This is a genomic window from Shimia gijangensis (genome assembly GCF_900142085.1).
GTDB classification, from domain to species: Bacteria; Pseudomonadota; Alphaproteobacteria; order Rhodobacterales; family Rhodobacteraceae; genus Shimia; species Shimia gijangensis.
Genome location: NZ_FQZQ01000003.1, coordinates 190,075 through 215,632 on the forward strand (window position 1 = coordinate 190,075; position 25,558 = coordinate 215,632).

At 54.3% G+C, this 25,558-nt stretch carries 26 protein-coding genes; 14 read left to right on the forward strand and 12 right to left on the reverse strand.

Going from position 1 to position 25,558, the window contains the following annotated elements; translation table 11 throughout:
- From BUC32_RS04005 to BUC32_RS04015, 3 genes are all read right to left on the reverse strand, one after another.
- Positions 1 to 1,365, reverse strand: a complete 1,365-nt coding sequence (locus BUC32_RS04005) for a pyruvate dehydrogenase complex E1 component subunit beta (RefSeq protein WP_073249675.1) — start codon at positions 1,363 to 1,365, stop codon at positions 1 to 3.
- A 22-nt stretch (positions 1,366 to 1,387) separates the two neighbouring features.
- Complete coding sequence (gene pdhA, locus BUC32_RS04010) at positions 1,388 to 2,377, reverse strand: pyruvate dehydrogenase (acetyl-transferring) E1 component subunit alpha (protein ID WP_073249677.1); 990 nt, start codon at positions 2,375 to 2,377, stop codon at positions 1,388 to 1,390.
- A 142-nt stretch (positions 2,378 to 2,519) separates the two neighbouring features.
- A complete protein-coding gene (locus tag BUC32_RS04015; protein ID WP_073249678.1) occupies positions 2,520 to 2,822 on the reverse strand; it encodes an FtsB family cell division protein in 303 nt (100 codons plus the stop codon).
- A 178-nt stretch (positions 2,823 to 3,000) separates the two neighbouring features.
- Here BUC32_RS04015 and BUC32_RS04020 point away from each other — a divergent pair, with 178 nt between their 5' ends.
- Together BUC32_RS04020 and BUC32_RS04025 are read left to right on the forward strand one after the other, a co-directional pair.
- Positions 3,001 to 4,629, forward strand: coding sequence for an acyl-CoA dehydrogenase family protein (locus tag BUC32_RS04020; RefSeq protein WP_073249679.1), 1,629 nt, complete (start codon positions 3,001 to 3,003; stop codon positions 4,627 to 4,629).
- Positions 4,630 to 4,692: 63 nt separating this feature from the next.
- A complete protein-coding gene (locus BUC32_RS04025) occupies positions 4,693 to 5,643 on the forward strand; it encodes a TRM11 family SAM-dependent methyltransferase (protein ID WP_073249680.1) in 951 nt (316 codons plus the stop codon).
- 15 nt (positions 5,644 to 5,658) lie between these two features.
- On the opposite strand, the gene BUC32_RS20620 is transcribed toward BUC32_RS04025, so the two are convergent.
- Entirely contained in the window at positions 5,659 to 5,835 is a 177-nt protein-coding gene (locus BUC32_RS20620; protein WP_175556893.1) for a hypothetical protein, read from the reverse strand.
- The gene (locus BUC32_RS04030; protein ID WP_175556894.1) at positions 5,832 to 6,107 is read right to left on the reverse strand and encodes a YdcH family protein; all 276 of its coding nucleotides are present in this window, start codon (positions 6,105 to 6,107) and stop codon (positions 5,832 to 5,834) included. The genes BUC32_RS20620 and BUC32_RS04030 overlap by 4 nt, the downstream gene beginning before the upstream one ends.
- 109 nt (positions 6,108 to 6,216) lie before the next feature.
- On the opposite strand from BUC32_RS04030, the gene BUC32_RS04035 reads away from it, so the two are divergent.
- Positions 6,217 to 7,155 (forward strand): hydrogen peroxide-inducible genes activator, encoded by a 939-nt coding sequence (locus BUC32_RS04035; protein ID WP_073249682.1) that lies wholly within the window; start codon positions 6,217 to 6,219, stop codon positions 7,153 to 7,155.
- 5 nt (positions 7,156 to 7,160) lie between these two features.
- On the opposite strand, the gene BUC32_RS04040 is transcribed toward BUC32_RS04035, so the two are convergent.
- Both BUC32_RS04040 and BUC32_RS04045 read right to left on the reverse strand, forming a co-directional pair.
- Positions 7,161 to 8,054, reverse strand: a complete 894-nt coding sequence (locus BUC32_RS04040) for a fructose bisphosphate aldolase (RefSeq protein WP_073249683.1) — start codon at positions 8,052 to 8,054, stop codon at positions 7,161 to 7,163.
- A 146-nt stretch (positions 8,055 to 8,200) separates the two neighbouring features.
- The gene (locus BUC32_RS04045) at positions 8,201 to 9,391 is read right to left on the reverse strand and encodes a phosphoglycerate kinase (protein WP_073249870.1); all 1,191 of its coding nucleotides are present in this window, start codon (positions 9,389 to 9,391) and stop codon (positions 8,201 to 8,203) included.
- 127 nt (positions 9,392 to 9,518) lie between these two features.
- Between BUC32_RS04045 and BUC32_RS04050 the strand changes: the two genes are divergently transcribed.
- From BUC32_RS04050 to BUC32_RS04070, 5 genes are all read left to right on the forward strand, one after another.
- Positions 9,519 to 10,031: a peptidylprolyl isomerase gene (locus tag BUC32_RS04050; protein WP_073249685.1), complete on the forward strand. Its 513-nt coding sequence runs from the start codon at positions 9,519 to 9,521 to the stop codon at positions 10,029 to 10,031.
- Positions 10,024 to 10,569 (forward strand): peptidylprolyl isomerase, encoded by a 546-nt coding sequence (locus BUC32_RS04055; protein WP_073249687.1) that lies wholly within the window; start codon positions 10,024 to 10,026, stop codon positions 10,567 to 10,569. The genes BUC32_RS04050 and BUC32_RS04055 overlap by 8 nt, the downstream gene beginning before the upstream one ends.
- Positions 10,570 to 10,663: 94 nt before the next feature.
- A complete protein-coding gene (locus BUC32_RS04060) occupies positions 10,664 to 11,638 on the forward strand; it encodes a DUF3179 domain-containing protein (protein WP_073249690.1) in 975 nt (324 codons plus the stop codon).
- A gap of 80 nt (positions 11,639 to 11,718) precedes the next feature.
- Positions 11,719 to 12,015, forward strand: coding sequence for a hypothetical protein (locus BUC32_RS04065; protein ID WP_139280627.1), 297 nt, complete (start codon positions 11,719 to 11,721; stop codon positions 12,013 to 12,015).
- Between the two features lie 194 nt (positions 12,016 to 12,209).
- Positions 12,210 to 13,676 (forward strand): sulfatase-like hydrolase/transferase, encoded by a 1,467-nt coding sequence (locus BUC32_RS04070; RefSeq protein WP_073249694.1) that lies wholly within the window; start codon positions 12,210 to 12,212, stop codon positions 13,674 to 13,676.
- A gap of 71 nt (positions 13,677 to 13,747) precedes the next feature.
- On the opposite strand, the gene BUC32_RS04075 is transcribed toward BUC32_RS04070, so the two are convergent.
- The 4 genes from BUC32_RS04075 to BUC32_RS04090 form a co-directional block, all read right to left on the reverse strand.
- Positions 13,748 to 14,251, reverse strand: a complete 504-nt coding sequence (locus BUC32_RS04075) for a bactofilin family protein (protein WP_073249696.1) — start codon at positions 14,249 to 14,251, stop codon at positions 13,748 to 13,750.
- A complete protein-coding gene (locus BUC32_RS04080; RefSeq protein ID WP_073249698.1) occupies positions 14,241 to 15,554 on the reverse strand; it encodes a M23 family metallopeptidase in 1,314 nt (437 codons plus the stop codon). The genes BUC32_RS04075 and BUC32_RS04080 overlap by 11 nt, the downstream gene beginning before the upstream one ends.
- A 168-nt stretch (positions 15,555 to 15,722) precedes the next feature.
- Positions 15,723 to 16,532 (reverse strand): ferritin-like domain-containing protein, encoded by an 810-nt coding sequence (locus BUC32_RS04085; RefSeq protein WP_073249700.1) that lies wholly within the window; start codon positions 16,530 to 16,532, stop codon positions 15,723 to 15,725.
- Between the two features lie 20 nt (positions 16,533 to 16,552).
- Positions 16,553 to 17,014: a peroxiredoxin gene (locus BUC32_RS04090; protein WP_073249702.1), complete on the reverse strand. Its 462-nt coding sequence runs from the start codon at positions 17,012 to 17,014 to the stop codon at positions 16,553 to 16,555.
- A 63-nt stretch (positions 17,015 to 17,077) separates the two neighbouring features.
- Here BUC32_RS04090 and BUC32_RS04095 point away from each other — a divergent pair, with 63 nt between their 5' ends.
- From BUC32_RS04095 to BUC32_RS04120, 6 genes are all read left to right on the forward strand, one after another.
- A complete protein-coding gene (locus BUC32_RS04095; RefSeq protein ID WP_073249704.1) occupies positions 17,078 to 20,464 on the forward strand; it encodes an AsmA-like C-terminal region-containing protein in 3,387 nt (1,128 codons plus the stop codon).
- Complete coding sequence (queA, locus tag BUC32_RS04100; RefSeq protein WP_073249706.1) at positions 20,461 to 21,507, forward strand: tRNA preQ1(34) S-adenosylmethionine ribosyltransferase-isomerase QueA; 1,047 nt, start codon at positions 20,461 to 20,463, stop codon at positions 21,505 to 21,507. Before BUC32_RS04095 ends, queA begins: the two co-directional genes overlap by 4 nt.
- Positions 21,508 to 21,573: 66 nt before the next feature.
- Positions 21,574 to 22,116 carry a Hint domain-containing protein gene (locus tag BUC32_RS04105; protein WP_073249708.1) on the forward strand — a complete coding sequence of 181 codons (543 nt, stop codon included), beginning with the start codon at positions 21,574 to 21,576 and terminating at the stop codon, positions 22,114 to 22,116.
- Entirely contained in the window at positions 22,113 to 22,880 is a 768-nt protein-coding gene (locus tag BUC32_RS04110) for a sulfite exporter TauE/SafE family protein (RefSeq protein WP_083599239.1), read from the forward strand. The genes BUC32_RS04105 and BUC32_RS04110 overlap by 4 nt, the downstream gene beginning before the upstream one ends.
- Positions 22,881 to 23,173: 293 nt before the next feature.
- Positions 23,174 to 24,439: an MFS transporter gene (locus tag BUC32_RS04115; protein WP_073249710.1), complete on the forward strand. Its 1,266-nt coding sequence runs from the start codon at positions 23,174 to 23,176 to the stop codon at positions 24,437 to 24,439.
- 100 nt (positions 24,440 to 24,539) lie between these two features.
- Positions 24,540 to 25,130, forward strand: coding sequence for a DUF924 family protein (locus tag BUC32_RS04120; protein ID WP_073249712.1), 591 nt, complete (start codon positions 24,540 to 24,542; stop codon positions 25,128 to 25,130).
- On the opposite strand, the gene BUC32_RS04125 is transcribed toward BUC32_RS04120, so the two are convergent.
- Positions 25,127 to 25,525 carry a hypothetical protein gene (locus BUC32_RS04125; protein WP_073249713.1) on the reverse strand — a complete coding sequence of 133 codons (399 nt, stop codon included), beginning with the start codon at positions 25,523 to 25,525 and terminating at the stop codon, positions 25,127 to 25,129. The genes BUC32_RS04120 and BUC32_RS04125 overlap by 4 nt on opposite strands.
- Between the last annotated feature and the right edge of the window lie 33 nt (positions 25,526 to 25,558).

Genomic DNA, 25,558 nt, shown 5'->3' on the forward strand with positions numbered 1-25,558 from the left:
TCAGCGATATGTCACTTGTTTGACAGCTGCGATCACATCGGCAGTTGTCACAAGGGCCAGTTTCTCAAGATTGGATGCATAAGGCATCGGCACGTCCTTGCCCGTACAGTTGATCACCGGCGCGTCGAGGTAATCAAACGCACGCTCCATGATGGTTGCAGACAAATGATTGCCAATCGATCCCACCGGCCAACCCTCTTCAACGGTGACACAGCGGTTGGTTTTCATCACCGAGTTGATCACAGTGTCGTAATCAATCGGACGCAGGGTGCGCAGGTCGATAACTTCGGCATTGATACCGCCTTCGGCAAGCTTTTCAGCGGCTTCCAGCGCGTACTGCATGCCGATGCCAAAGCTGACAATCGTCACATCCGAACCTTCGCGCCAGATACGCGCCTTGCCAAATGGAATGGTGAAATCATCCATGGCAGGCACATCAAACGCGCGGCCATAAAGGATTTCGTTCTCCAGAAAGATTACCGGGTTCGGATCACGGATCGCGGTCTTGAGCAGGCCTTTGGCATCTGACGCAGAATAGGGCATCACCACTTTGAGACCGGGAATCTGTGAATACCATGCGGCGTAGTCCTGGCTGTGCTGGGCTCCAACTCGTGCAGCAGCGCCGTTTGCCCCGCGAAACACCATCGGAGCGCCCATTTGACCACCAGACATATAGAGCGTTTTTGCCGCAGAGTTGATAATGTGATCAATAGCTTGCATGGCAAAGTTGAAGGTCATGAATTCAACGATTGGCTTTAGGCCACCATAAGCAGCGCCCACTGCGATCCCGGTAAAGCCATGTTCCGTGATCGGCGTGTCGATCACGCGCTTGGAACCAAACTCATCCAACAACCCTTGCGAGACTTTGTAGGCGCCCTGATACTCGGCAACCTCTTCACCCATCAGATAGACATCTTCATCACTACGCATTTCTTCGGCCATTGCATCGCGCAGGGCCTCGCGGACGGTTTGCTGCTTCATCGGTGTGCCCTCGGGCCAATCCGGCGAGAGGTCTACGGGCGCTGCAACCGGAGGAGCGGCCACCGAGGCAGGTGCTGCGACCGGTGCCGGCGCAGGAGCTGCGGATGCGTCTGAAGGTGCGGGAGCCGCGCCGGCCTCTTCTCCGTCTTCCAATAAGGTCGCAATTGCAGTGTTTACAGCCACGTTTTCAGTGCCTTCAGCCACCAGAATATGGCCGATAACCCCGTCATCGACGGCTTCGAACTCCATCGTGGCTTTGTCGGTTTCAATTTCGGCAATGATGTCTCCGGACGACACGGCGTCGCCCTCTTTTACGAGCCATTTTGCCAGCGTGCCTTCTTCCATCGTAGGTGACAGGGCGGGCATCAGTATTTCAGTAGCCATTTTCTACTCTCCTCTGTCAGTCTCAGGCGTAAATATCGGTCCACAGCTCTTCGGCTGCGGGCAGGGGACTTTCTTTGGCGAACTCGGCGCTGGCGTTCACCACTGCCTTGATTTCCTTGTCGATCGCCTTGAGGTCTTCTTCGGTGGCGTGCTTGCCAGTCAGGATCATCTGGCGGACATGCTCAATCGCGTCACGTTCTTCGCGCATCTTCTGCACTTCTTCGCGAGTGCGATATTTGGCGGGATCCGACATAGAGTGACCGCGGTAGCGATAGGTTTTAACTTCGAGGATATAGGGCCCTTTGCCTTTGCGACAGTGCGCAACAGCGCGCTCGCCAGCGTCCTTAACGGCCAGCACATCCATACCGTCCACAGCCTCGCCCGGAATGCCAAAGGCTTCGCCGCGGGTGTAGATATCGGGTGTAGAAGTAGAGCGGGTTTGCGCCGTACCCATAGCGTACTGGTTGTTTTCAATGACAAAAATCACAGGAAGGTCCCAGAGTGCAGCCATATTGAAGGTTTCATAGACCTGGCCCTGGTTCGAAGCGCCATCCCCGAAATAGGTGAAGGTTACGCGCCCGTTGCCTTTGTATTTGTCGGCAAAAGCCAGACCCGCACCCAAAGGAACTTGCGCACCAACAATACCATGGCCACCATAGAAATGCGCCTCTTTCGAGAACATGTGCATTGAGCCGCCTTTGCCCTTGGAATAACCGCCTTCGCGACCCGTCAGCTCGGCCATGACGCCATTTGCATCCATGCCGCAGGCCAGCATATGGCCGTGGTCACGATAGGATGTAATACGTTTGTCGCCGTCTTCTGCTGCGGCTTCAAGGCCGACAACAACGGCTTCCTGACCGATGTAAAGGTGGCAGAAACCACCGATCAACCCCATGCCATAAAGCTGTCCGGCCTTTTCTTCAAAGCGTCGGATCAGAAGCATCTCGCGGTAGTATTTCTTGAGTTCGTCGCCAGACACATTGGTCTTTTTGGCGGGCTTTTTGGCAGCCATTCCAAGCCTCCCAGCAAATAGAATAGTTTAGCATTAAACTATATGCTATCCGATACGATACAAAGTGGCGAGCGGAAATTTTGACAAACACCGAGGCCAATATCCGGACCCCCGGCGTATTTTTGGCCAGATAAATAAAGGTCTAACGAATGACGATTTCGTCTGACCGGATCAATCCAAGTACATCGCGAGCCTGTTGGTCAAGCAGATCAAGGTCAAGATAATCGTCAGAAAGGCGCTGAGTCAGGTTTTCCATGTGCCCAACATCGGCCTGTAGAAGCTTTAACTCGGCCATCAGAGCAGTCCGGTCTGCTTCGATTTCAACACGACGAAAGACGCCATAGTCGCCCTGAACTGCCGCAAAGGTGAAATAGATCGACAAAGCAAAGCATACTCCGAAAAACAGGAGTGCCCCTAGGGCCGGTCTGGATTTCTGTGTTGTCATGCTCTGCCTCAAACGCGTCCTTTGCGGACGTCTTTAAGCACTATGACATAAGTGATTCGTTCTGTGAAACTCTTTTTTACCAATCGCTTGGCTTTTTCTGTTCATTTGTGACGTCACGATTCTCTGGCTCCAATTCGTGCCGTGCCGTTAGGCTGAGGTAACGATTGGAGATTGCCTGATGACTGAATGTGCCCCAACCAGCGTTCTCGAAAACCACGAGGTACAAAATCAACCAGCGGCAAGGCAGGACATTGATCTTTGGGCAGATGATCTACCGTTGCGTGAGGCCGCGATTGGCGCGAGCGCCCGCCCGGATATCTTACAGAAAGCAGGCAGGCGCTTTGGCTCGGCTGAGATACGTCAGGCCGCGCAAGACGCGCAAAGGGACCTGCCACGCTTGAACTTGTTTGATCGCAATGGGCGCCGGTTGGATGAGGTGGACTTCCATCCCGGCTATCATCAGGTGATGGAAAATGGGCTGAATGCGGGTTATGCAGCGGTGGCCTGGGATGGGAATCCTGGCGGTCATGCCACCCATGCAGCCCTTGTTTATATGCAGATGCAGGTGGAACCGGGCGCTGGGTGCCCGATGACGATGACTTATGCGGCTGTGCCTGCCTTGCGCCACGATCAAGCCCTGTTTGACGCATGGGCGCCCAAGCTGACGTCAGGGATTTACGATCCGTCCCTGAGGCCAATCTGGGAAAAGTCCGGGGCGACGCTGGGCATGGCGATGACCGAAAAACAGGGTGGATCAGATGTGCGAGCCAACAGTACCAAAGCGGCGCGGGATGGCGATCATTATCGTCTCACGGGTCATAAATGGTTCTGTTCTGCGCCGATGTGCGATGGCTTTTTGACCTTGGCGCAGGCCGACGGGGGGCTCACATGTTTTCTGGTTCCACGATGGCTGGACGGCGAGCGGAACACGATCCGGCTGCAAAGATTAAAGAACAAGTTAGGCAATCACGCCAATGCCAGTTCCGAGATCGAGTATCACAATGCTCTGGCCTTCCGTCTTGGGGACGAGGGTGCCGGGGTGCGCACGATCATCGAAATGGTGCATCACACCCGATTGGATACCGCGATTGCACCAGCGGCCTTGATGCATGCGGCGTTGGCCGAAGCCCATCACTGGGCATCTCATCGTTCTGCATTTCAACGTAAGCTGATTGATCAGCCTTTGATGCGTCAGGTTCTGGCCGATCTGGCGTTGGACTGGGAGGGCGCGCTGGCCGTGTCGATGTTTATGGCGCGCAGTTTCGATCATGACGATGACGCTTCGCGGGCTTTGGCACGCATCGGAGTGGCGTTGGCGAAATACCTGTCCAACAAACGCGCGATTTCTGTGGTCGCAGAGGCACTCGAGGTGTTGGGAGGCATGGGGTACGTCGAAGACACGCCGATGCCGATGCTTTACCGCGAGGCACCTTTGAATTCGATCTGGGAAGGATCGGGCAATGTGATTTGTCTGGATATCCTGCGGACTTTGACGCGTGAACCCGGCGCCGCCGAGGCATTGAATGGGGTATTGGATGCGGGTTGTGGAAATGATTCACGCTTTGATGCAGCCCTTGCCGAGCACCGCGCGCGCTGGCCCGGTATTCCCGGCGAAGGCGACGCACGATGGTTTGCCGAAAGCCTGGCCAACTTGCTGACCGCTGCCGCCTTGATGCAGACCGCGCCCAATGCGGTGGTTTCGGGGTATATCACCAGCCGTGTTGTCAACCACCGCGGTCAAATCGCGGGTACAGTGGCGGGGCTGGATACGGAAGCTATTCTGGCGCGACTTGATCCGCAGGCATGATGCTTTTCAAGCCTGTTGCGCTCGGGTAGGGTCCGCCCGATCCTGATTTCTCGAAAGCGCGACATGTCTGAATTTGCATTATTGATCTCACCTTCTGCGCGGGCGGCCTATTTCGCCGACACGCAAGAGGTTGTTTTGGCCGAAATTGCGGGGCTGGCGGATGTGGATGTGTCGGGTCACGAGGCACGCGGGGGTATGTCGTTTCTGCGTTTGACCGCCGAGCCAGAGAAAGCCTGCGATATTTTGCGCCTGTCTTTTGCACAGGGTCTGTTTCAGGTCGATGGTGACAACTGGCAACCGATTGAATGCGGGGCCGGTTTCGGTTTGCACGAAGACTTTGTCTATGGTGAGAAATACCGGGGTAAGACCAACGAGACATTGACGCGGTTGCTGATCAACATTGCCCTTCAAGAAGCTGATACTAATAATGAAAAGCTGCGCCTTCTTGATCCAATGTGCGGGCGGGGCACGTCATTGTTCTGGGCAATGCGGTTTGGGATATCCGCCAATGGGATCGAAAAGGATCAGACGGTTTTAAACGAGGTGCGTCGAGGGCTCAAAAAATGGACCAAACTGCACCGCCAGAAACACAAATTGGTCGATGGTTGGGTGCAAAAATCCAACAAAAAGGGCGTGGGCAAGTTTCTGGATTTCATGGCCGAGGGGCAGGTTGCGAGACTCGTCATCGGAGACACGGTGAATGCCTGTGATCTGGCGGGGCGCAAGCCGTTTGATCTGATTGTGACGGATATCCCCTATGGTGTGCAGCACATGGGGGGCGCGGATGGTGCGCGCAGCCCGATCGACGTTATTCAGGCGGCCGCACCGGGATGGGCAGCCTGCCTGGCGCCGGGGGGTGCGATGGCCATTGCCTATAACCAGAACATTCCCAGACGTCCGGCGATGGTGGCGGCCTTTGATGGGCTTGGGCTTGAGGTGATAGACAGAAACGTCGCGCATCGGATGAGCGAGTCCATCCTGCGCGACGTGTTGGTGTTGCGAAAACCTCGTTAAGAACCAACGGCCATCCTACATCGGTGAAAACGGGTACAGGGGCGGGCGTGTGGATTCCGACGCATAGGGTCTTTGGGCTGCGGTGATGCGTTCGGCGACATAGTTGTCTTTTTCCAAGCTGTTCATCAAACGTTCAACACGTTGACTTGGAGAGGCCCAGGATGGGGTCAGGTATTTGAAAAGCTCGGTCATGCCAGGGCTACCTTTCTTGAATGGGTGGTTGGTAAGAGGGATCTGAGGTCTTGGAGAATGCTCTCGTAGCGGGCGATCTGGTCACGAACCATCAGGCGGCGCACTTTAAGCCAGCGCAGCTGCTCCTGATCCGGTGCGCGGCGCTTGTGTTCTACTTCGATCTGTCCGTCCAGAATGGTTTGGCGGTTTTTCAGAGACTTCATGTGGATGACGATGATGGCGATACGTTTGAAGAGACTGTCAGACATTTTGACCTCGGTGTTGTTGTTCATTTGATCAGCAGTATCTCTGCTGTCCCTTCCCATATGAGGTGCCTTGGTATAATTAAAATGCGTAGAACGCTATTTGATTGATAGGAAAAACCTATCAAAGGAAAACTTCATGTCTGCTGAAAAACCAACCCTTCGTCAGCTCAAGTACTTCGCCACTTTGGCTCAAACCGGACAGTACCGACGGGCCGCAGAGCAGCTTGGGCTGAGTCAACCTTCCCTGAGCCAACAGATAGTCGCTTTGGAAGGGGTGCTGGGATTACAGCTTTTGGAGCGTGGGCGGCGCGGCGCTCAACTGACGCCTGCAGGGCGTGAAGTGCTACAGAAAACCCAACAGGTATTGGACGACGTCGAGGGCCTGATGGAATTGTCCGCCGCCCTGGCTGGAGGCAGTGGAGGCAAGTTGCGGCTTGGATCAACGGTGACAATCGGTCCCTATTTTCTGCCATCGTTTCTGCGGCATTTGCATGTCAGCCATCCAGATTTAAAACTGGTTGCACGCGATGGTGCGCCGCGTGACCTGCTTGAGGAGTTGCTGGCGGGTGTACATGATGTGATCCTCACTCAACTCCCTGTAAACTCGTCGGATTTTACCGTGCACAGGCTTTACCGAGAGCCATTGCTGCTGGCGGTGGCGCGGGATCATGCATTGGCCAAGCGCTCACAAGTCGCGCAATCCGATCTTGTGGGGCAAGACGTCTTGACGCTTGGGTCCAGTTTGATGTTGCACGAGCCTTTGGCGCAGATGTGCAAAGATGTGGGGGCGCGACTGCGAAGGGAATACGAGGGTACAAGCCTAGATGCGTTGCGCCAGATGGTGGCGATGGACATGGGCGTGACACTGCTGCCAGCTCTTTATGCTCAATCCGAAGTGTCCGATCCCAAAGGCGATGTCGTGCTGATCCCGATGAGGGGAGGGCAGTATCGCTCAGTGGGATTGGTGTGGCGAAAATCGTCTGGCAAACCCCGGCTGATCCGCCAGTTCGCGCAAGCGGCCGAAGGTATCGTCAAAGACGAGTTTGCCCACCGGGTGACAGCGGCGGGCAATTGATCCTTTTAACCGGCAACCGAGGCTGCGTGAATGCTGCCGATTGAAGCGGCGATCGTATCGTTGAATTCTGCGTCACTTTGCTGGGCCGACAGGCCTTCGGTCAACGCACGGCTGAACGAGGCAATCACGCCAGTGTTGTTCGACAGGCGATCATTGGCTTCTTCACGGCTATAGCCACCAGACAGGGCCACAACGCGCATCACCTTGGGGTGGTCGACCAGTGATTTATAAAGATTTGCGGTTTCCGGCAGGGTCAGTTTCAGCATGACCTGTTGACCATCTGGCAGCGCGTCGATCTGTTTGGTCAGTTCGGCCAGAAGAATGTCTTCGGCGGCGGCCTTGTCGGCGATGGAAATTGTCACTTCAGGTTCGATGATCGGCATCAGGCCGTGACCGAGGATTTGTTTGCCAACTTCGAATTGCTGCGCGACGACCGCGGCAATGCCAGCCGGGTTGGCTGCATTGATCACCGAGCGCATTTTGGTCCCAAACACGCCTGCTTTTACGGCGCGTTCACACAGTGCGTCTAGTTCCGGCATAGGCTTCATGACCTGCGCGCCGTTTTCTTCGTCAGCCAGGCCTTTGTCGACCTTCAAAAACGGCACTACACCGCGCTCTTCCCAGATATAGGTGGCGGTGGGTTTGCCATCGATTTCACGGTCCATTGTCATCTCAAACAGGATCGCACCGACAACCTTTTCGCCGTTAAAGGCTGGCGCCATAGCAATCCGTGAACGCATGGCGTGAATCATATCGTACATTTCGGCTTCTGAGTTGTAGGCGCCTTCTTGGACACCATAAAGGCGCAGGGCCTTGGGGGTGGAGCCGCCGCTTTGATCAAGAGCTGCGATAAAGCCTTCGCCAGAAGTCATTTGTTTGGTCTGTGCTTGATTGGACATAAATGTTCCCGCCCTTGAAAATATGGTGTTTCGTCTCTGGAAATGACGTCGCCCCGCTTTTATGCGAGCGGGGCGAGCGTTGCAATCGTGGTGGCGCTAACAAGGTGTGACATCCAACAAATGCCGCAGGGCCATGTGCTTCCTGATCAGGATTCGAGAGCGGCTACTCCGGGCAATACCTTACCCTCCATCCATTCCAGAAATGCGCCGCCTGCGGTCGAAATATAGGTGAAATCGCGTGCAGCACCGGACGCATTCAGCGCGGCCACCGTGTCACCGCCGCCTGCAACCGCAATCAACTGTCCTGCGCGGGTCAAGGCGGCCGCCTTAAGGGCTGCGGCATTGGTGGCTGCATCGAATGGTTCCATCTCAAACGCGCCCAACGGACCGTTCCAGATCAACGTGTTGCTGTTCTGCAGAACTTCCGTGATGGCTTTGACGCTTTCAGGACCTGCGTCCAAAATCATCGCGTCCGCCGGGCAGGCGTCGACCGGCAGGGTTTCATTGTTGGCGTGGGCTTCGAATTTGCGCGCAACAACGATGTCCTTTGGCAGGATGATTTGGCAGCCGGTTTCTTTGGCTTTGGCTATGATCTCGTTGGCAGTGTCTGTCATCAGGCGCTCGGCCAGAGATTTGCCAATATCCAATCCTTGAGCGGCAAGGAACGTGTTGGCCATCCCGCCACCGATCACCAGATTGTCGACCTTCTCAATCAAGTTGCTTAAAAGTTCCAGTTTGGTGGATACTTTGGCACCGCCCACAACCGCCGTCACAGGACGCTGCGGTTTGCTAAGTGCGCTTTCCAGCGCTTCCAGCTCGGCCTGCATCAATCGACCAGCACAAGCAGGCATCAGGTGCGCCAGACCTTCGGTGGAACTATGCGCACGGTGAGCGGCAGAAAACGCGTCATTGCAGAACACGTCACCCAATTTGGCCATGCCTTTGGCCAACTCAGGATCATTTTTGGTCTCCCCCGCATGAAAACGAGTGTTTTCCAGCAACAGAACCTGACCTGGTTGCAGCGTCTCGGCGGCCAGTTCGGCCTCGGTGCCAACACAATCTGACGCAAAGACTACGGGTGCTTTAAACGCCTGTTCCAGCGTCGGCACCAATTGGTTCAGCGACAGGTTAGTGCGCCGCTCGCCACCGGGGCGACCAAAATGAGCCAGAAGAACCGGACGACCACCTGAAGCAAGGATATGCGTCACGGTCGGTGCGATGCGTTGGATGCGGGTCGAGTCTGTGACCACGCCGTCGACGATGGGAACATTGATGTCTACGCGGGTCAGAACCCGTTTACCGGCAAGATCCATGTCGTCCAGTGTTTTCCAAGACATTTCAGGCTCTCCTTGTTCAAAATACCCCCTGTTCTCTAAAGGAAACTGGGCGTGGGTCAATGCGATGTCTTGGCATTCGGTTCCAGGGTGATTAACTATCGCCCAAACGAATTCATAGGAGAGCCCCATGGCCGAGATCAAAGACCCAGAAAACACCATCCTGATGGAACTGAAAGACGGCACTGTTGTCATCGAATTGATGCCTGACATCGCACCGGGCCATTCGGAGCGCATGAAAGAACTGGCCCGGTCAGGTCAGTACGACAATGTCTGCTTTCACCGTGTGATTGACGGGTTCATGGCGCAGACCGGCGACGTCGCTAACGGCAACATGGAAAAAGACTTTAACATCCGTGGTGCAGGCACTGGCGGGTCGGACCTGCCGAACCTCAAAGCCGAATTCAGCCGCATTCCACACGACCGTGGCACTTTGGGCGCTGCCCGCAGTCAGGCGCCTGACAGTGCCAATTCGCAATTCTTCATCAACTTCGGTGACAACCATTTCCTGAACAATCAATACACCGTTTATGGTCGTGTGATTTCAGGCATGGAGCACGTAGACGCGATTGTACGCGGCGAGCCGCCGATGTCGCCCGACCGCATGATCAGCGTAAAAGTTGCGGCTGACGAAGATGCTTAAGGCAGCGCTGGCTCTGACCCTTTTGGCCAGCCCTGCACTAGCCACGGGCATTCAGATTGAGATCGAAGGCGAGGCCAATGGCATTGTCACTATTGACCTGTTCGAAGATGTGGCCCCGAAACATGTCGAGCAAATCACCACTCTGGCCGCCGAGGGTGCCTATGATGGCGTGGTGTTTCACCGCGTGATCCAAGGCTTCATGGCGCAAACCGGAGACGTGCAGTTCGGTAAAATGGGCGGCGATATGCGCCGTGCAGGTATGGGCGGATCTTCTCGCCCGGACGTGGAGGCCGAGTTCTCAGATATCCCTTTTGAAAAAGGTATCGTGGGTATGGCCCGTTCTCAGAACCCAAACTCTGCGAACTCGCAGTTCTTCATCATGTTCACCGAATATTCTTCACTGAACGGGCAATACACCGTGGTCGGAAAAGTGACCTCTGGTCAGGATGTTGTGGATCAGATCAAGCTTGGCAAAGGTCAAAACGGATCGGTGATTGGCCAGCCCGACATGATGAAAACCGTCACAGTCATCGACTAAGCTCGCAGTCAAACACCATCAAACTGTTGTGAGGGGGGCTATGCGGCCCCCCTTATTTTTTGCAAGCCTGCTTCTGACCTAGGGAGGCTCACAGATGTTTTTACTTAATCACCTGTTCGCGGCACTATTACTGGTTTTGCTTGGCTCCAGCGCCAGTGCCAATCCGGATTTCTGGAAACACGAATGGCCGGAAACAGATTTTGCTAAGACTTCTGTGACCAATTGGGTGGAAATCCTGTCCGGAGGCCCGCCCAAGGACGGTATTCCAGCCCTGAGTGACCCGCAGTTTATTCGGGCTGAACAAGAGACCAGGATCGGTGCATTGGAACCTGTGATCGTGCTGGAAATTGCGGGGAGTGATCCGCGCGCTTATCCGCTGCGCTACCTGACTTGGCATGAGATTGTGAATGACACGATAGGTGGCGTTCCCATTGCGGTCACATTTTGCCCTTTATGCAATTCGGCCTTAACGTTCGATCGGCGGGTTGCAGGTCAGACGCTGACATTTGGGGTGTCCGGTAAACTTCGGAACTCAGACATGGTGATGTATGACCGCGAAACCCAAAGCTGGTGGCAACAGGCCCTTGGCACGGCCATCGTTGGCGATCTGACGGGCACAGAGCTGCACCTTCTGCCCAGCTATATGCAGGGATGGGCTCAATACATGGCCGAGAACCCAAGCGGATTGGTCATGGTCCAGCCGCCGCATAACCGGCGCTACGGTCGCAATCCTTATGAACGATACGACAGTTCTAAGCGTCCCTTCCTTTACAGCGGAGAATTGCCACCGCATGGGATCGAAGCCTTGTCGCGTGTCGTGCGCGTTGGGGCTCGAGCCTGGCCCATGCAGCGCCTGCGCGAAGAAACCGTAGTGCGCGAGGCCGGGCTAGAGATCAGCTGGCGTCAAGGCCAGGCCTCGGCATTGGATGCCGGGACAATGGCAAAAGGGCGTGATGTGGGATCAATCCGTGTCAAAGACGGGCAGGGACGCGATGTCCCCCACGACGTAATGTTTGCTTTTGCCTATCACGCCTTTTGGCCGGACGGGACATGGATGCTGGGCAATTAGATCAATGTGATACCGCGTTGAGATGGCTCAACGTGGGTTTTCGCACCTTCTGGTATGCTCGGGACAGGAAAGAGCCTGTCATGAGATATTTTATCGGAATAGTTCTGTCGCTGGGATTTTTGTTATTTGGGGTTGTGATCCTTGGTGCCGGAATTGAAACAATTGATGCCAAAGGAATGACCGAAGATGCAATTGCCGCGCCGGTTTTCGGCGGAGGTCTCAGCCTTATCGGAGTCGTTATCTTTTTTGCCGCCCGGGGCGCTCATAAAAAACGTAAAGCCGGTCAAAAGGCGGATTACGGCGAGGCAGGCGCCACAATTCTGGGGATGTCCATGGTGTCGGACAGCTTTGATGATGATGGTGGGTTTGACGACTAGATACGATCTGTCAGGAATTGGCGCAACCAGCGTCCAAACCCGACGTAAGAGCATGCGAAGTCAGATCTTCCCAATTTGTCGTGTGCATTTGCTCAAAAATAAGACATTGGCGTGTCGTGAACGTTCAGAAAAGTCGCATGCTTTGAAGTAGCATTGCCGATAACACCGATAAATTGATTCTGAAGGGACACGACATGCCTGCCGATACACATCCCAATATTCTGTTGATCATGACCGACCAGATGCCGCCCTTTATGCTCGAGGCCTGCGGGTATCCACAGGCGCGGACTCGGCATATGTCGGCGTTGGCGCAGCGGTCGGTGGCATTCACCAACGCTTATTCCCCCAGCCCCATCTGCGTGCCCGCGCGGTCCTGTTTCATGACTGGTATGCACACATCAACAACGGGATGTTATGACAATGGCGATCCCTTCGATTCCTTTATTCCGACTTTTGCCCATTACCTTACCAATGCGGGATATGACACTGTTCTGGCAGGCAAAATGCACTTTATTGGTGCGGATCAGTTGCACGGTTTCAAGAGGCGCCTGAACACTGATGTTTACCCGTCAGGTTTTATCTGGTCCTACCCGATGCCGCCCGAAGATGATCCGGATTTTCAGGCTTTTGATTTTGTCGCCCAATATGTCAGCGAGAACATCGGCCCCGGATGGTCGAAAGAACTGCAGTATGACGAAGAAACGCACTTTCGTAGCCTGGAATATCTGCGCCACACTCCAGAAGAGCCTTGGATGCTTACGGTATCTTTTACCAATCCACATCCACCTTACAAAGTTCCTAGTAAGTATTGGGAAATGTACAAGGATGCGGATCTGGATGTGCCACAGTTTCCTGAAGATATGGACCAGAGATACTCAGGCTATGATCGTCTGATGCGGCGTTGGCTTGGGCTGGATCGCGAGGGAGACCGCATCCGTGATCCGGAAAACCTGTTGGCGATGCGACGGGGGTTTGCGGCGCTGGCTCATTATGTGGACGACAAGATCGGTGAACTGATCGAAGTCTTGGAGGAACAGGGTTTGCGCGAAGATACGATCGTCATTTTGACGTCGGATCACGGCGAAATGCTAGGCGAGAAGGGCATGATCCAAAAACGCCACCTTTATGAATGGTCGACCCGTATTCCGTTGTTTATCGATATGCCCGGCGCGCCAGCAAGCAAGGTTGAAACCCCTGTATCGCTTATTGATTTGCCGTCTACCTTAGTGGAGATGGCTGGCCAGACTCCAGCTGTTCCTATGGAGGGTCGCTCGTTGATGCCAGCATTGCGCGGCGAGGCTCTGGAGGTTGTTCCCATCATCTCCGAGTATCACGGAGAAGGGATTATGCGCCCGGCGTTTATGGTGCGCGTGGGGGACTGGAAGTATATTTATTGTCACGGTGAAGCGCCGCAGCTGTTCAATCTCGTTCAGGATCCGGATGAATGGAACAATCTGTCAGGGCGCCCGGAGCACGCCAAACTGGAGAATGAGCTGGATCAAATCATAACCGGTGGACGGTTCGATCTGGACAAGATCGGGAGTGACGTCTGGGATCGCCTAAAAATGAAAAATGTGGTCAACGCGGCGATGGATCGAAACAGCACGGCCTGGGATTACCAGGTCGACCAAAACGCAACTAGCCAATACGTGCGGCGTTGATACCTGTCGCGGACGGAAAAAAAAGGCGCTCCACCTGGAGCGCTCTTTAAGATTTTTGTGGATCAAAGGTATTAGACGTTGGCTTTAGGTGCAGCGGCCTTGGGGGCTGCATCTTTCTTGGTCAGCGGGTCGTCCTGACGCTGAACAGAACCTTCGAAATGCGCACCGCTTTCGATCGCGATAGTCTTGTGGATGATGTCACCTTCGACGCGTGCGGTCGATGTCAGGCGCACTTTCAAGCCACGTACGCGGCCCACGATACGGCCATTGATCACCACATCATCAGCGATCACTTCGCCTTTGATTGTCGCGCTTTCGCCAATTGTAAGCAGGTGCGCACGAATGTCGCCTTCCACGGTGCCTTCCACTTGGATGTCACCGGTTGTTTTCATGTTTCCCGTAACATGCAGGTCCGAAGACAGAATCGACGCGGGCGGTTTTGCCTTGGGCGCCGCTGCTTTGAAATCGCCAGCAGGCTTTGGTGGAATCTTGGCAGCCGGAGCTTCCGGTACAGCAGATTTAGCTGCATCAGCGGATTTCGGTGCGGGTTCGTTGATTTTGCTCTTAGAAAACATTTCGTCCAGCCTTGATAAATTTCATCGCATTGACGGCGCGTCCGTTCTTGCGAATTTCATAGTGCAGGTGCGTGCCTGTCGATCGTCCAGAATTGCCCATATCACCTATCTGTTCGCCGCGCGAGACCCTTTGTCCGACCTTCACGCGGATTTTCGCCAAGTGGGCGTAACGGGTTTCGATTCCGTATTCGTGTTTGATCTTGATCAGGCGGCCATATCCCGACAGCCAATCGGCGTGGATGACCACACCGTCCGCGGTAGAATAGATTGGAGTGCCGTGTTTTGCCGCAAAATCAGTCCCATTATGCATCCGTCCCCAGCGCATGCCAAATCCGCTGGTGTAGCGGAAGGCGCTTTTCAGCGGCGAATCTAAAGGCAGTGTCTCTGCCGCAATGCGGTACATGTTCAACTCATCCAGTTGATCCAATAAGTCGTTGGCGCGCAGGGTTTCCTTGGTCAACTCGCCCCCCTTGGTCGAGAACGCAAGCGGCATCAGAGGGCCACCTCGGCCATTGTATCCACGACGTACTTCGTTCAGCAGCGATTTGGTATCCATGCCAGCGGCTGTGAACATTTTCTCAAGCGGCTCAACCGAAATGGTCATCGCGTCTTCGAGTTGGCGGAAAATCTGGTCGTTCTTTTCTTCCATCAGAGCCAACTCCAGCTCCATTTCTTTGACCGCTTTCAAGGCCTCTTCCGCATCTGCGATAACTTGATCCCGTTCAGCGGCTGTTTGCGCCAGAACAGAGGACAGGGCATCCATCATGTCATTGCCAAGAGGCGCTCCGCCAGAACCCGCGGTGGCCGATTGGTTTGCGCTGTTTTCAAGGTTTGAGGTATGTGCCAGTGCCGTTTCACGCTCTTTCATGGTGCGTCGCAGGGTCGATTGGATAACCTCAATGCCGGTTTCCAACTCGCGACGCCGGGATTCCGAGGCCAAAAGCTCGGATTGCATAGCGGAGATTTGCGAAAGCGCTGAGTTAAATCGGTTTTGCGCGGCCAAAGCCTCTTCGGTGCGCACATCGCGCTCGTCCGAGAGATTGTTCAGCCGTTGCTCATAAGTCTGTTGATCGCGGCGGGCCTGTTCGCGGAAATTGCCAGAGCCAATCGAGTCCATCAGCAGGATCGCAGTGGCAATAATCGTCCATGCGATAATCAGCGATCCCCCCATAAAAGCGATCAGCTGAGTGCTGGGGCGCAGGCGAATAAATCGCGTGTCGTCCTCGGAGCGCAGGAACAACCGACGCTCTGGGAAATACTGCTCAAGTACAGTGTGTAATTTGATAGCCAGCCGTGTGCGCACGTGCCTCGTCCTTAATCCCATCCCAGATGTCCGAGGTTCTTGTCTTTGCCCCGGCCCGGATTTCTTAACGAGCAGTTGCGGTTAGGGCAAGGTTTTTACGCCTTTCAAAGGGGCGGCAAGGCGGCGCAGTTTGACCGATCGCGCAAACTATCGCCGATCGCAGAGGAGCTAAGTGCGCTTTTTGCGAGGCGTTTCGTCGGCGAGTGGCCAGTAGAAATCGGGCGGCAACCCAGCTTCGGCGCGCTTTTCTTCGTTAAACGGTGGCTTAAGGGTCGAATGGAAATAGCGCCGCACAAGCGTGTGAAACACGTCCTTTGGATCCAGATTGTTGCGCCCGCACAAGAAATGAAACCACTTTGACCCATAGGCGACATGACCAACTTCTTCGGCATAGATCAGCTCAAGCGCCTCAATCGTTTTGGCCTCCTTGGCTTGTTTGAAAACCTGGATCATGCCCGGTGTCACATCCAGCCCGCGGGCCTCAAGAACCATGGGTACAACCGCAAGACGCCCCATGAAGTCCTGCGCCGTGTCTTCGGCCGCGCGCCACATGCCCGCGTGGGCCGGCAGAGCCCCATAATGGCTGCCCATCGCTTCAAGACAGTCACATATCAAATTGAAATGTTTAGATTCTTCATCCGCTGACTTGACCCAGTCGTCGTAAAATCCAACCGGCATGGGTTCGTCAGAAAAACGCGCGATTATGTCCCAGTGCAGATCAACCGCGTTCAATTCGATATGGGCCACGGCGTGCAGCAATGCAATGCGACCCTGCGGGCTGCCGGGGCGCCTGCGCGGAACATCCCGTGGCGATAACAGTTCGGGCTTTTCCGGCCTCGATGGCTGCATCGGCGGAACCGCATTGCCAATTTCCAATGCTTTTCCAGCATCACGAGACGCAAACCATGTCGCCGCATGTTGGTGACTAAGCGCGGTCTTGACCCGACCATCAGCCGTGGTCAGCACATCAACCGCCATTTGTGTGAGCGTCAAATCGGTCACAGCGCTTTCACCGCCTCCAGGACCTCGGTCACATGGCCATCAACTTTGACCTTGCGCCAGATACCTGCGATGCGCCCTAAATCATCGATAAGAAACGTCGACCGTTCGATTCCCATAAAGGTCTTCCCGTACATCTTTTTTTCTTTCCAGACGCCGTAACGTTCACAGACGTCGCTGTGTTCGTCCGACAAAAGCGGCATGCCCAGTTCCTTTTTGGCAATGAACCGCTCATGCGAGGCCAACGAGTCCTTGGAAATTCCCAGAACCACGGCACCGTTTTTCTCGAACTCAGGCAGGGCCTCGGTAAAGCCAATCGCCTCTTTTGTGCAACCCGCAGTGTTGTCACGTGGATAAAAGAACAGCACCACCTTTTGGCCCCGGAGTGATGCCAGCGACACCTGCTGATCTGCGTTGGCGGGCAATATCACCTCAGGGGCGGGGTCTAACAGGTCAAACATCTTGAGATTCCTCGGATTACACAGGCATAACGTATAACGAGTGTATGGCTGAGCAAGCCCAATATGAAGCAGATGAGGTTTACCCTGTCCCAAGCCGACAACACAGAGCCGGAAACGCAACAGCGTCCACGTCGAATGCGACGCGTTGGGCTGTGGTTGTTGATGAGCGTCAGTTTGTTTATTGTTGCTTTTACAGTCGCTCTTTTTGTGTTGATCGGGCGGCCTTTGCAGCTTCCGACCTTTGTGGCAGATCGCGCCGAAGAGGTTCTGGCCAGCCAGTTTCCACAAGTTGAGGTGTCTCTTGGCGATATTTCGATTGTGGTGGAGGGCAATTGGCACCCCCGAATTCGGGCCCGTAACATTGTGTTGCGCGAGGCCAAATCCTCGAGCGCGATTGAACTAGAGGAAGTCGACGTCACATTGTCGTTAACCGAAGTCCTTCGAGGGCAGATGGCCCCAAAGCGCGTTCATCTGTCGGGAGCGTTTCTGAGCCTTCGGCGTTTGGGGGATGGGGCGTTCAATATCACGCTGGGCGAGGGGGCCAGTGCAGATCCCATCGACGCGAGCACCACCTTGGCGAATTTGGGTCCCGCGTTAGAGACCATTTTTGACCAACCGGGGCTGGCTTTGTTGGATGAGGTCGAAATTGAGGCCTTGCACCTTCGGTATGAGGATGTGCGTGCAGGTCGGGGGTGGACGATTGATGGCGGGCAGGCACGATTGACGCGGGATGGCAATGACCTGAACCTGTCGGCCAGCCTTATTGCCTTGGGCGCACGGTCTTATGTGTCTTCGATCGAGGTGACGGCCCAGACGTCTTTTGCCACCAATGTGTCCCATTTCGGCATGACTTTTGAAGACTTGCCCGCAAGTGATATCGCCTCGCAATCTCCGGCGCTCGCCTGGCTTGAGATTTTGCAGGCTCCCATTTCGGGGTCACTAAGGGCGTCGACGGACGGCCAGGGTGTGTTGGGCCCGACAAGTGTCGCCCTGCAAATTGGAGCAGGTGCACTGCAACCGGACAATGAAGTCAAACCCATCCCCTTTGACTCGGCCCACACCTATTTGTCGTTTGATCCCAAAAGCCAGACCCTGACGCTGGACGAGTTTTCACTACAGGCAGGTTGGGTTGGTGCACGGGCTTTTGGCACTGCGTATTTGCGAAAAATGGACAGTGGCCTGCCGCAGGAAATGATTGTGCAACTCGAGTTTTCGCAACTGGATCTCAATCCAAACAATCTTGCCGATAGTCCTATTGCATTGGATAACGCCTTTGCTGACGTGCGTCTTCAGATCAATCCCTTTGAACTGACAGTTGGGCAATTGGTGTTGTCACAGAAAGGTCAGAGGCTGAATTTAAAAGGGTGGTTGGCACCTCAGAATGATGTCTGGGATTACAAAGTCGACGGCAGCATGACCAGCTTGAATCTTGATGCCGCCCTCGGCGCCTGGCCAGAGCGCTTTAAACCAAAGCTGCGCAATTGGATAAGCAAAAATATCCATTCGATTGCCCTCAAAGACATTAACGTTGCATTGCGATCAAAGGGGGCTGAACCTCCGGACGTTTATCTGGATTTCCTGTTCTCTGATCTAAACCTCAAATTCATGAAAAATATGCCAATCCTGCGCGCGGGGCAGGGGGTTGCTTCGTTCATGCGCAACCGTTTTCTTGTAGGTGCCGAAAGTGGGTATGTTACAGCGGATCAAGGCGGAGACATCGATATTTCGGGCACAGGTTTCGTGGTGCACAACACGCGTCTCAAGGAATCTCCAGCAACCGTTAGGTTGTCAGCCAAAGGTCCGGTGACCGCCGCCTTGTCGCTGCTCAATCGCAAGCCCTTGTCGGTAATGGACAAAGCCAAATTACCCGTTGATCTTGCTAAAGGGTCAGTGCGCGGCGTGGGAACAATCGATCTGACGCTAAAACAAAAGGTCAAACCCGAGGATGTCATTTTTGCCGTCGATTTGGTGGTGCCTCAGGTTGAAACGTCGCATTTCATCAAGGACAAAGTGATCGCTGGGGCGCTTACGGGCACAGTAAACAACAAAGAGATCGTGATTGATGGTGATGTCACCGTCGGACGGTTGCCGGTTCAGGCGCGGTGGCGTTCGAAAATCGGACCAAATAGCGGCGGAAAAAGCGCGATAACTGGCACAGCAGAACTTAGCCAATTGGCGGTGGACGAGTTTGACGTCGGTTTTCCGGATGGCACGTTTTCTGGCAAGGCATTGGCCGATTTCCGAATGGAGATGATGCGCGGTGTGCCACCAACTTTGACGCTGAATTCCGATATTGAGGGGCTTGGCGTTTCTTTTCCACCTCTGGGGTATGCCAAACCCAAGAACAGCACAGGGCGGGCCACCATGGACATGACTGTATCCAGTCCGCCGAGCATTGATGAATTTACCTTTCAGGCCCCCGGCCTCTCAGTAGATGGGAGTGTTGCGATGCGCCCAAAAGGCGGTCTCGACCGGGTTAAACTGAACGCCTTTGAGGTCGGAGACTGGCTAAATGGCACCGGCGAAATTCGAAGCAGGGGCGAGGGGATTGCACCTGAAATCAACCTATTTAGCGGACGTTTCGATGTAAGGGGGTTGCCTTCGGGCGATGGGTCCGAGAGTGGCGCAAGCACATCAGGCGGAGGGCTTGGGCCAATTTCAGCCAATCTTGAGCGCGTTCAAATTACCGACACCTATTACCTGTCAAATTTTAAAGGACGGTTCGAGGATAAGGGGGGCTTTGGAGGCGACTTTACAGGTTTGTTCAACGGACAAGCCCCAATTGCCGGCCAAATGGTGTCTCAGAAAAAAGGGCAGGCGTTCAAAATAACATCTGATCAAGGCGGTCAGGTGATCTCGGCCATGGGGATAACAAAATCCTCGGGACAAGGAGACCTGGTGTTGCACTTGTCGCCGGGCGCACAGGAGGGGCATTTCTCGGGAAATGTCACGATACTGAACGTCAGAATTCAGGAGGCTCCTGCCTTTGCAGAGCTGTTGAACGCAGTCAGCGTGATTGGTCTTTTAGACCAGTTAAACGGACCGGGCATTCTGTTAACCGAAATTGCTGGCAGTTTCCTCTTGGCACCGAACAAATTGACCATCACCCAAGGCAGCGCAGTTGGTCCGGCCATGGGTATTTCGTTGGATGGGGTTATGAACCTTACAACCCGTTTTATGAATTTTCAGGGCGCCTTCTCTCCGGTTTACATTATCAATTCGGTTGGCCGGGTCATCTCCAAGAAAGGCGAGGGGCTCATTGCCTTTAACTATCACCTCAAAGGCACGCCGGATTCGGTGCAGATTGCCGTCAATCCGCTATCGGCCTTGACGCCGGGGTTTTTCCGCGAGATTTTCCGCGCGCCAAGCCCGGACGGGACTGGACCAAAGCCCCGCACGCGTTCTTTGGAAGATGAAACCGAAGGCTCACAGGATCCTGACGCAAGATGAAACTCGCAGATTTTGATTTCGATTTGCCCGAGGCACTGATTGCCACACGGCCTGCCAATCCTCGCAGTTCTGCCCGTTTGCTGGTGGCCAATGGTGACCAAATTACTGATGGCGCGGTGTCCGACCTTGTCGACTGGTTGCGCCCCGGAGACCGATTGGTTTTGAATGATACCAAGGTCATTCCAGCGCGTTTGACAGGGTTTCGTACCCGATCAGGCCCCGAAGGTGACACGCGGTCCAAAATTGAAGTCACTCTGTTGGAACCAAATGCGGAAGGGACATGGTCTGCGCTGGTCAAGCCTTTGCGAAAAATTCGTGAAGGTGAAAAGGTTGTGTTTTCTGACACTCTTGCGGCCACATTGATTGCGAAAACCGATGGGCAAGCGCATTTGCAGTTTGACCTGGCTGGGGAGGATTTCGATGCGGCACTGGCAGATGCCGGTGCCATGCCTCTGCCGCCTTACATTGCGGCCAAACGTGCGGCTGATGAACAGGACAAAACGGACTATCAAACTGTCTGGGCGCGACACTCAGGAGCCGTGGCTGCCCCCACAGCGTCCCTGCATTTTGATCCGCCTTTGCTGGAGCGTCTCAAAGCCAAAGGGGTTACTTTCACCTATGTCACATTACATGTCGGAGCCGGAACATTCCTGCCTGTAAAAGTCGATGATGTGACAACGCATAAAATGCATTCAGAATGGGGGCAGGTAAGCCGTCAGGCAGCGGCAGAAATTGCAGCCACAAAGGTGGCCGGAGGCCGGGTCATCCCGGTTGGAACCACCGCGTTGCGACTGATTGAAAGCGCGACGCGTGACGGGGCCATGAAAGCCTGGGAAGGCGGAACAGATATATTTATCTACCCAGGTTTTGAATTTCGGATCGCTGATGCATTGATGACCAATTTTCATCTTCCCAAGTCGACATTGATGATGTTGGTGTCGGCGTTAATGGGGCAGGACCAAATACGCCACATTTACGCGCATGCGATTGCAGAAAAGTACCGATTTTTTTCTTATGGAGACGCGTCTCTCTTACTTCCATGAAGTTTTCCTGACGGTTCTCGCGACCGATGCACGGCCAATTGAAGATCTAATGCCGAGGAAAAGGTTTTGACGCCGGATGACGGGGCACATCCGGTGCGGTGGATCGCAAGCAAGGGTGTCACACAGCAACAATTGGCGCTGAAGCCCAAGCTGCAACCAATCAGAACAGTGGCGGGTGCACTTGGGCATGGTTTGCCGAAACGGGGTTTGTATCTATCTCCACAGCATCGGGTCTTGATATCTTCGCCGATTGCCAAACAGATTTTTAGTGCGCACGAGGCCCTGATTGCGGCTCATAAGCTGATCGAGATCCCCAGCATCTTTGTGGATCAAGATCTACGATCCGTTTCCTATTTTCACATGCTGTTCGACAACCACGAAATTGTCTTTTCCGAAGGCGCACCTTCGGAAAGTTTGTATACAGGTCGCGAAGCGCTTAAAGCCATTGGACCCGAGGCATGTGAAGAAGTGATGATTTTGTTTCCTGAACTGAACAACCCTGACTTTCTGCCTGTAGCGGCGCGGCACATCCCTGAAAAAGGGAAAGATGTCAAAGCTTTAGTAGGTCGTCACATTAAGAACCAAAAACCGCTTTTGGTGCATTTTTGACGGTCGGAATTGAAACTTACATTATTTTGGCTCTTGCGGGCGTTTTGGCTGGCGTGGTGAATGCCATTGCAGGCGGCGGCACGTTTTTCACATTTCCCGTACTGATCTGGGTGGGCTTGCCACCTCTGGTCGCCAATACGACAAATATGGTGGCCTTGTTGCCCGCAAATCTGGTTGCTTTGGCCGCGTATCGCCCGCAACTGCGCCACCTTGGGCGGAAATGTCTGGGTCCGATGATTCTGGCGGCGCTCGGCGGAACACTTGGTGCCACAATGCTCTTAGTTTTAGGGGCACAGGTATTTGCGGGATTGGTGCCCTATCTCATCGGATTTTCAACCATACTGTTTGCCACGGCCCCCAGACTGCGTCGCGCTGTGTTGGCTTGGGGGCGCAACACGGGCCAAAGCTGGCCGATATTGCCGATCTTGGTCTTTTTCGCCTTCACCGTTTATGGCGGGTATTTTGGCGCAGGTTTGGGTCAAATCATGCTGGCCGCGTTGATACTCATCGGATTTGACGATCTGCATGAAGCCAATACATTGAAAAACCTTGTGGTGTTTTCGGTCAGTCTGGTTGCGGTGGTGGTGTTTGGGTTTGGTGGTTCGGTATCCTGGCATTTTGCTCTGGTCATGATGGTCAGCTCCTCGATCGGCGGTTACCTGGGTGGCCGTCTGGCTTTGACTGTACCGCAATCCGCTCTTCGCGTTGCAATCATTTGTTTTGGCCTTTTTTTAACCAGTTATTACGCCTTGGTGGGGATTTGATCTTTGGCCTCATTCACTCTGCCAGTTGCGCCATCGAGTACGTGATCGAGCGTTCACTTTGCCTCAAAGTCTCAAATCACCATGGCATGGATCAGAAAGTCCCCGCCGCTTGGGGGTGAATCCAACTGACAAAACTGGGTTAGCTGGAAACTTTATCTCGCAGCAAATGCCTGCGCTGTTGGAGCGCAAACACCAAAACCATGCCGCAAACGTGTTAGGCTGGTCGTAGACAGAGCATACACCACCTTGTGTGTATGTGATCTGGAGGTTCATGGAATCGCAGGGAGGCCGCGATGTTTCAGTTCTTGTCGGGCGCTTGGGCGCTGTTGTTGGGAATGCTGCTGCTGACATTGGGCAATGGCGTGCAGTCGACACTCTTGGGGATCAGGGGCGAGATCGAAGGGTTTTCCACGTTTGAGATGTCGCTTGTGATGTCTGGTTACTTTCTTGGATTCCTCGGCGGATCACGTATGGCGCCGGAAATGATCCGGCGGGTCGGGCATGTACGGGTCTTTGCGGCGCTGGCGTCGTTTATTTCCGCCGTCATCATCATCTATCCGACATTTGCCAACCCAACAGTTTGGTTCATTTGCCGGGTACTGATCGGGTTCTGCTTTTCGGGTGTGTATGTCACCGCTGAAAGCTGGCTCAACAATGCGGCGACAAATGAAACCCGGGGTCAGGCGCTGTCGCTGTATGTGATTGTGCAAATGATCGGTGTGGTCACGGCACAAGCCATTCTGGTGACAGCTGATCCGTCGGGCTTTGTTCTGTTTGTGATCCCTTCGGTGCTGGTTTCCATCTCATTTGCGCCAATTCTGCTCAGCATTTCGCCGACGCCTGCGTTTGAGGCCACCAAACCGATGAGCCTGCGTGAACTGGTCAATATCTCTCCTTTGGGCACGGTGGGTATGTTTCTTTTGGGGGGTGTATTTGCGGCTCAATTCGGGATGGCGGCAGTCTATGCGGCCTCGATAGGCCTATCCGTGAAAGATATTTCGTTGTTTGTTGCGTCTTTCTATGTCGGTGGAATGATTGTGCAGTATCCGTTGGGCTGGATGTCCGACCGTATGGATCGCCGGGTTCTTATCCTGATTGCTGGATTGATCGGGGGGATAGGTGCGATTGTCGGTATGCTGCTTGGCACGAGTTACATGATGCTTCTCGTGGCTGCGGTTCTTGTGGGCGGGTTCTCTAACCCATTGTATTCATTGCTGATTGCTCACTTAAATGACTATCTGGAGCATGAAGACATGGCCGCGGCCTCTGGCGGAATGGTTTTCATCAACGGCCTTGGGGCAATCGCAGGCCCCGTTTTGACAGGTTGGTTTATGGCGGTATTTGGGGCTCCGGGATATTTCCTGTTCTTGGCTATCCTGATGCTGGCCATCGCTGCCTATGCCGCGTTCCGTATGACCCGCCGGGCAGGGATTGCCGTGGAAGACACCAGCACATACGCACCAATTCTGCCTTCTTCTTCACCAGTTGCGGTTGAAGCTGCGCAAGAATTCGCCATTGAAACCGCTCTTGAAGAGGAAGATGCGGAAAATACACAATAATATGTCGTGATGTCGCAATTTGTTACTTAAGGTGAACCCATTAATCTGCGTAACATTTTCATGTCACCGTGGTGGGTGATCAAACACAAGGAGTTTGGGCATGGCAGGGCCCGAAGAAATCTTGAAGTTCTGGCTCGACGAAGTGGGGCCAGAAGGTTGGTATGCTGTATCAGAAGACTTGGATCAGGAGATCAGGGACAAGTTTCTGGATACCTGGAAAGACGCGCAGGAAGGCAGTTTTGCGCAATGGCTGACATATCCCAGCGGTGCGCTGGCCTATATCATCCTGAATGACCAGCTCTCCCGGAATATGTTCCGGGGCACATCTAAGGCGTTTTCGTCGGATCGTGCAGCGCTGAGTGCAGCCAAAGCGGCAATTCATCAGAAATGGGACCTGAAAATCGACGAGCCCGCGCGGCAGTTTTTCTATCTTCCCCTGATGCATTCCGAAAACCTATGCGACCAAGAGCGTTGCGTGCGAATGATGCTGGAACGGATGCCGGAAACAGGCCCGTCCAATATGCTGCACGCCAAAGCACATCGCGAAGTGATCCGGCTGTTTGGTCGTTTCCCGTATCGCAATGATGCGCTTGCGCGATCCTATACCGGCCCCGAAAAAGAATACATTGATCTCGGTGGGTATGGGTACACGGTGCAACAGCTTCAGAAAGTCCATCAAGCGGCCGCTTAGGCCTCGGGTTTCTGACAGTCGCGTAGCTCAATCAATGTGCGCGTCGCCTTGTCCGAGGCGGCGTCGATGGCGGTGATCATCAACCGATCCGGTGTGTCGACAATTTTGTCCATCGATGCTTGCAGCTGTGCCAACTTGGCATCCAGTGCATCTATGCGGGCCGCGATCTGGGTTTGCCCTTGGGCTGCGGATAATTCTATGCGTAGGGTGGCCACTTCAGTGGTCAGGCCTCGAACACTTTTCGTAACAGGCTCCAGAACATCCAAGTTGGCCGCAAAGTTTCCAGCGACACGCTCGGCTGTGCTGGAAACTTGCCAGAACAAAAACAGACATACAGCCACGAGGATCAGGGTGGCATTAATCATTGCGAGCAAAAGGTTTTTTACAGTTTTCATGACGAGGACTTCCTGTGAAACGTCTTGTCCTCA

Excerpts from the sequence above, each read along its gene's own strand:
- BUC32_RS04005 (WP_073249675.1), bottom strand. The coding sequence starts at position 1,365 with ATGGCTACTGAAATACTGATGCCCGCCCTGTCACCTACGATGGAAGAA.
- pdhA (WP_073249677.1), bottom strand. The coding sequence starts at position 2,377 with ATGGCTGCCAAAAAGCCCGCCAAAAAGACCAATGTGTCTGGCGACGAA.
- BUC32_RS04015 (WP_073249678.1), bottom strand. The coding sequence starts at position 2,822 with ATGACAACACAGAAATCCAGACCGGCCCTAGGGGCACTCCTGTTTTTC.
- BUC32_RS04020 (WP_073249679.1), top strand. The coding sequence starts at position 3,001 with ATGACTGAATGTGCCCCAACCAGCGTTCTCGAAAACCACGAGGTACAA.
- BUC32_RS04025 (WP_073249680.1), top strand. The coding sequence starts at position 4,693 with ATGTCTGAATTTGCATTATTGATCTCACCTTCTGCGCGGGCGGCCTAT.
- BUC32_RS20620 (WP_175556893.1), bottom strand. The coding sequence starts at position 5,835 with ATGACCGAGCTTTTCAAATACCTGACCCCATCCTGGGCCTCTCCAAGT.
- BUC32_RS04030 (WP_175556894.1), bottom strand. The coding sequence starts at position 6,107 with ATGAACAACAACACCGAGGTCAAAATGTCTGACAGTCTCTTCAAACGT.
- BUC32_RS04035 (WP_073249682.1), top strand. The coding sequence starts at position 6,217 with ATGTCTGCTGAAAAACCAACCCTTCGTCAGCTCAAGTACTTCGCCACT.
- BUC32_RS04040 (WP_073249683.1), bottom strand. The coding sequence starts at position 8,054 with ATGTCCAATCAAGCACAGACCAAACAAATGACTTCTGGCGAAGGCTTT.
- BUC32_RS04045 (WP_073249870.1), bottom strand. The coding sequence starts at position 9,391 with ATGTCTTGGAAAACACTGGACGACATGGATCTTGCCGGTAAACGGGTT.
- BUC32_RS04050 (WP_073249685.1), top strand. The coding sequence starts at position 9,519 with ATGGCCGAGATCAAAGACCCAGAAAACACCATCCTGATGGAACTGAAA.
- BUC32_RS04055 (WP_073249687.1), top strand. The coding sequence starts at position 10,024 with ATGCTTAAGGCAGCGCTGGCTCTGACCCTTTTGGCCAGCCCTGCACTA.
- BUC32_RS04060 (WP_073249690.1), top strand. The coding sequence starts at position 10,664 with ATGTTTTTACTTAATCACCTGTTCGCGGCACTATTACTGGTTTTGCTT.
- BUC32_RS04065 (WP_139280627.1), top strand. The coding sequence starts at position 11,719 with ATGAGATATTTTATCGGAATAGTTCTGTCGCTGGGATTTTTGTTATTT.
- BUC32_RS04070 (WP_073249694.1), top strand. The coding sequence starts at position 12,210 with ATGCCTGCCGATACACATCCCAATATTCTGTTGATCATGACCGACCAG.
- BUC32_RS04075 (WP_073249696.1), bottom strand. The coding sequence starts at position 14,251 with ATGTTTTCTAAGAGCAAAATCAACGAACCCGCACCGAAATCCGCTGAT.
- BUC32_RS04085 (WP_073249700.1), bottom strand. The coding sequence starts at position 16,532 with ATGGCGGTTGATGTGCTGACCACGGCTGATGGTCGGGTCAAGACCGCG.
- BUC32_RS04090 (WP_073249702.1), bottom strand. The coding sequence starts at position 17,014 with ATGTTTGACCTGTTAGACCCCGCCCCTGAGGTGATATTGCCCGCCAAC.
- BUC32_RS04095 (WP_073249704.1), top strand. The coding sequence starts at position 17,078 with ATGAAGCAGATGAGGTTTACCCTGTCCCAAGCCGACAACACAGAGCCG.
- queA (WP_073249706.1), top strand. The coding sequence starts at position 20,461 with ATGAAACTCGCAGATTTTGATTTCGATTTGCCCGAGGCACTGATTGCC.
- BUC32_RS04115 (WP_073249710.1), top strand. The coding sequence starts at position 23,174 with ATGTTTCAGTTCTTGTCGGGCGCTTGGGCGCTGTTGTTGGGAATGCTG.
- BUC32_RS04120 (WP_073249712.1), top strand. The coding sequence starts at position 24,540 with ATGGCAGGGCCCGAAGAAATCTTGAAGTTCTGGCTCGACGAAGTGGGG.
- BUC32_RS04125 (WP_073249713.1), bottom strand. The coding sequence starts at position 25,525 with ATGAAAACTGTAAAAAACCTTTTGCTCGCAATGATTAATGCCACCCTG.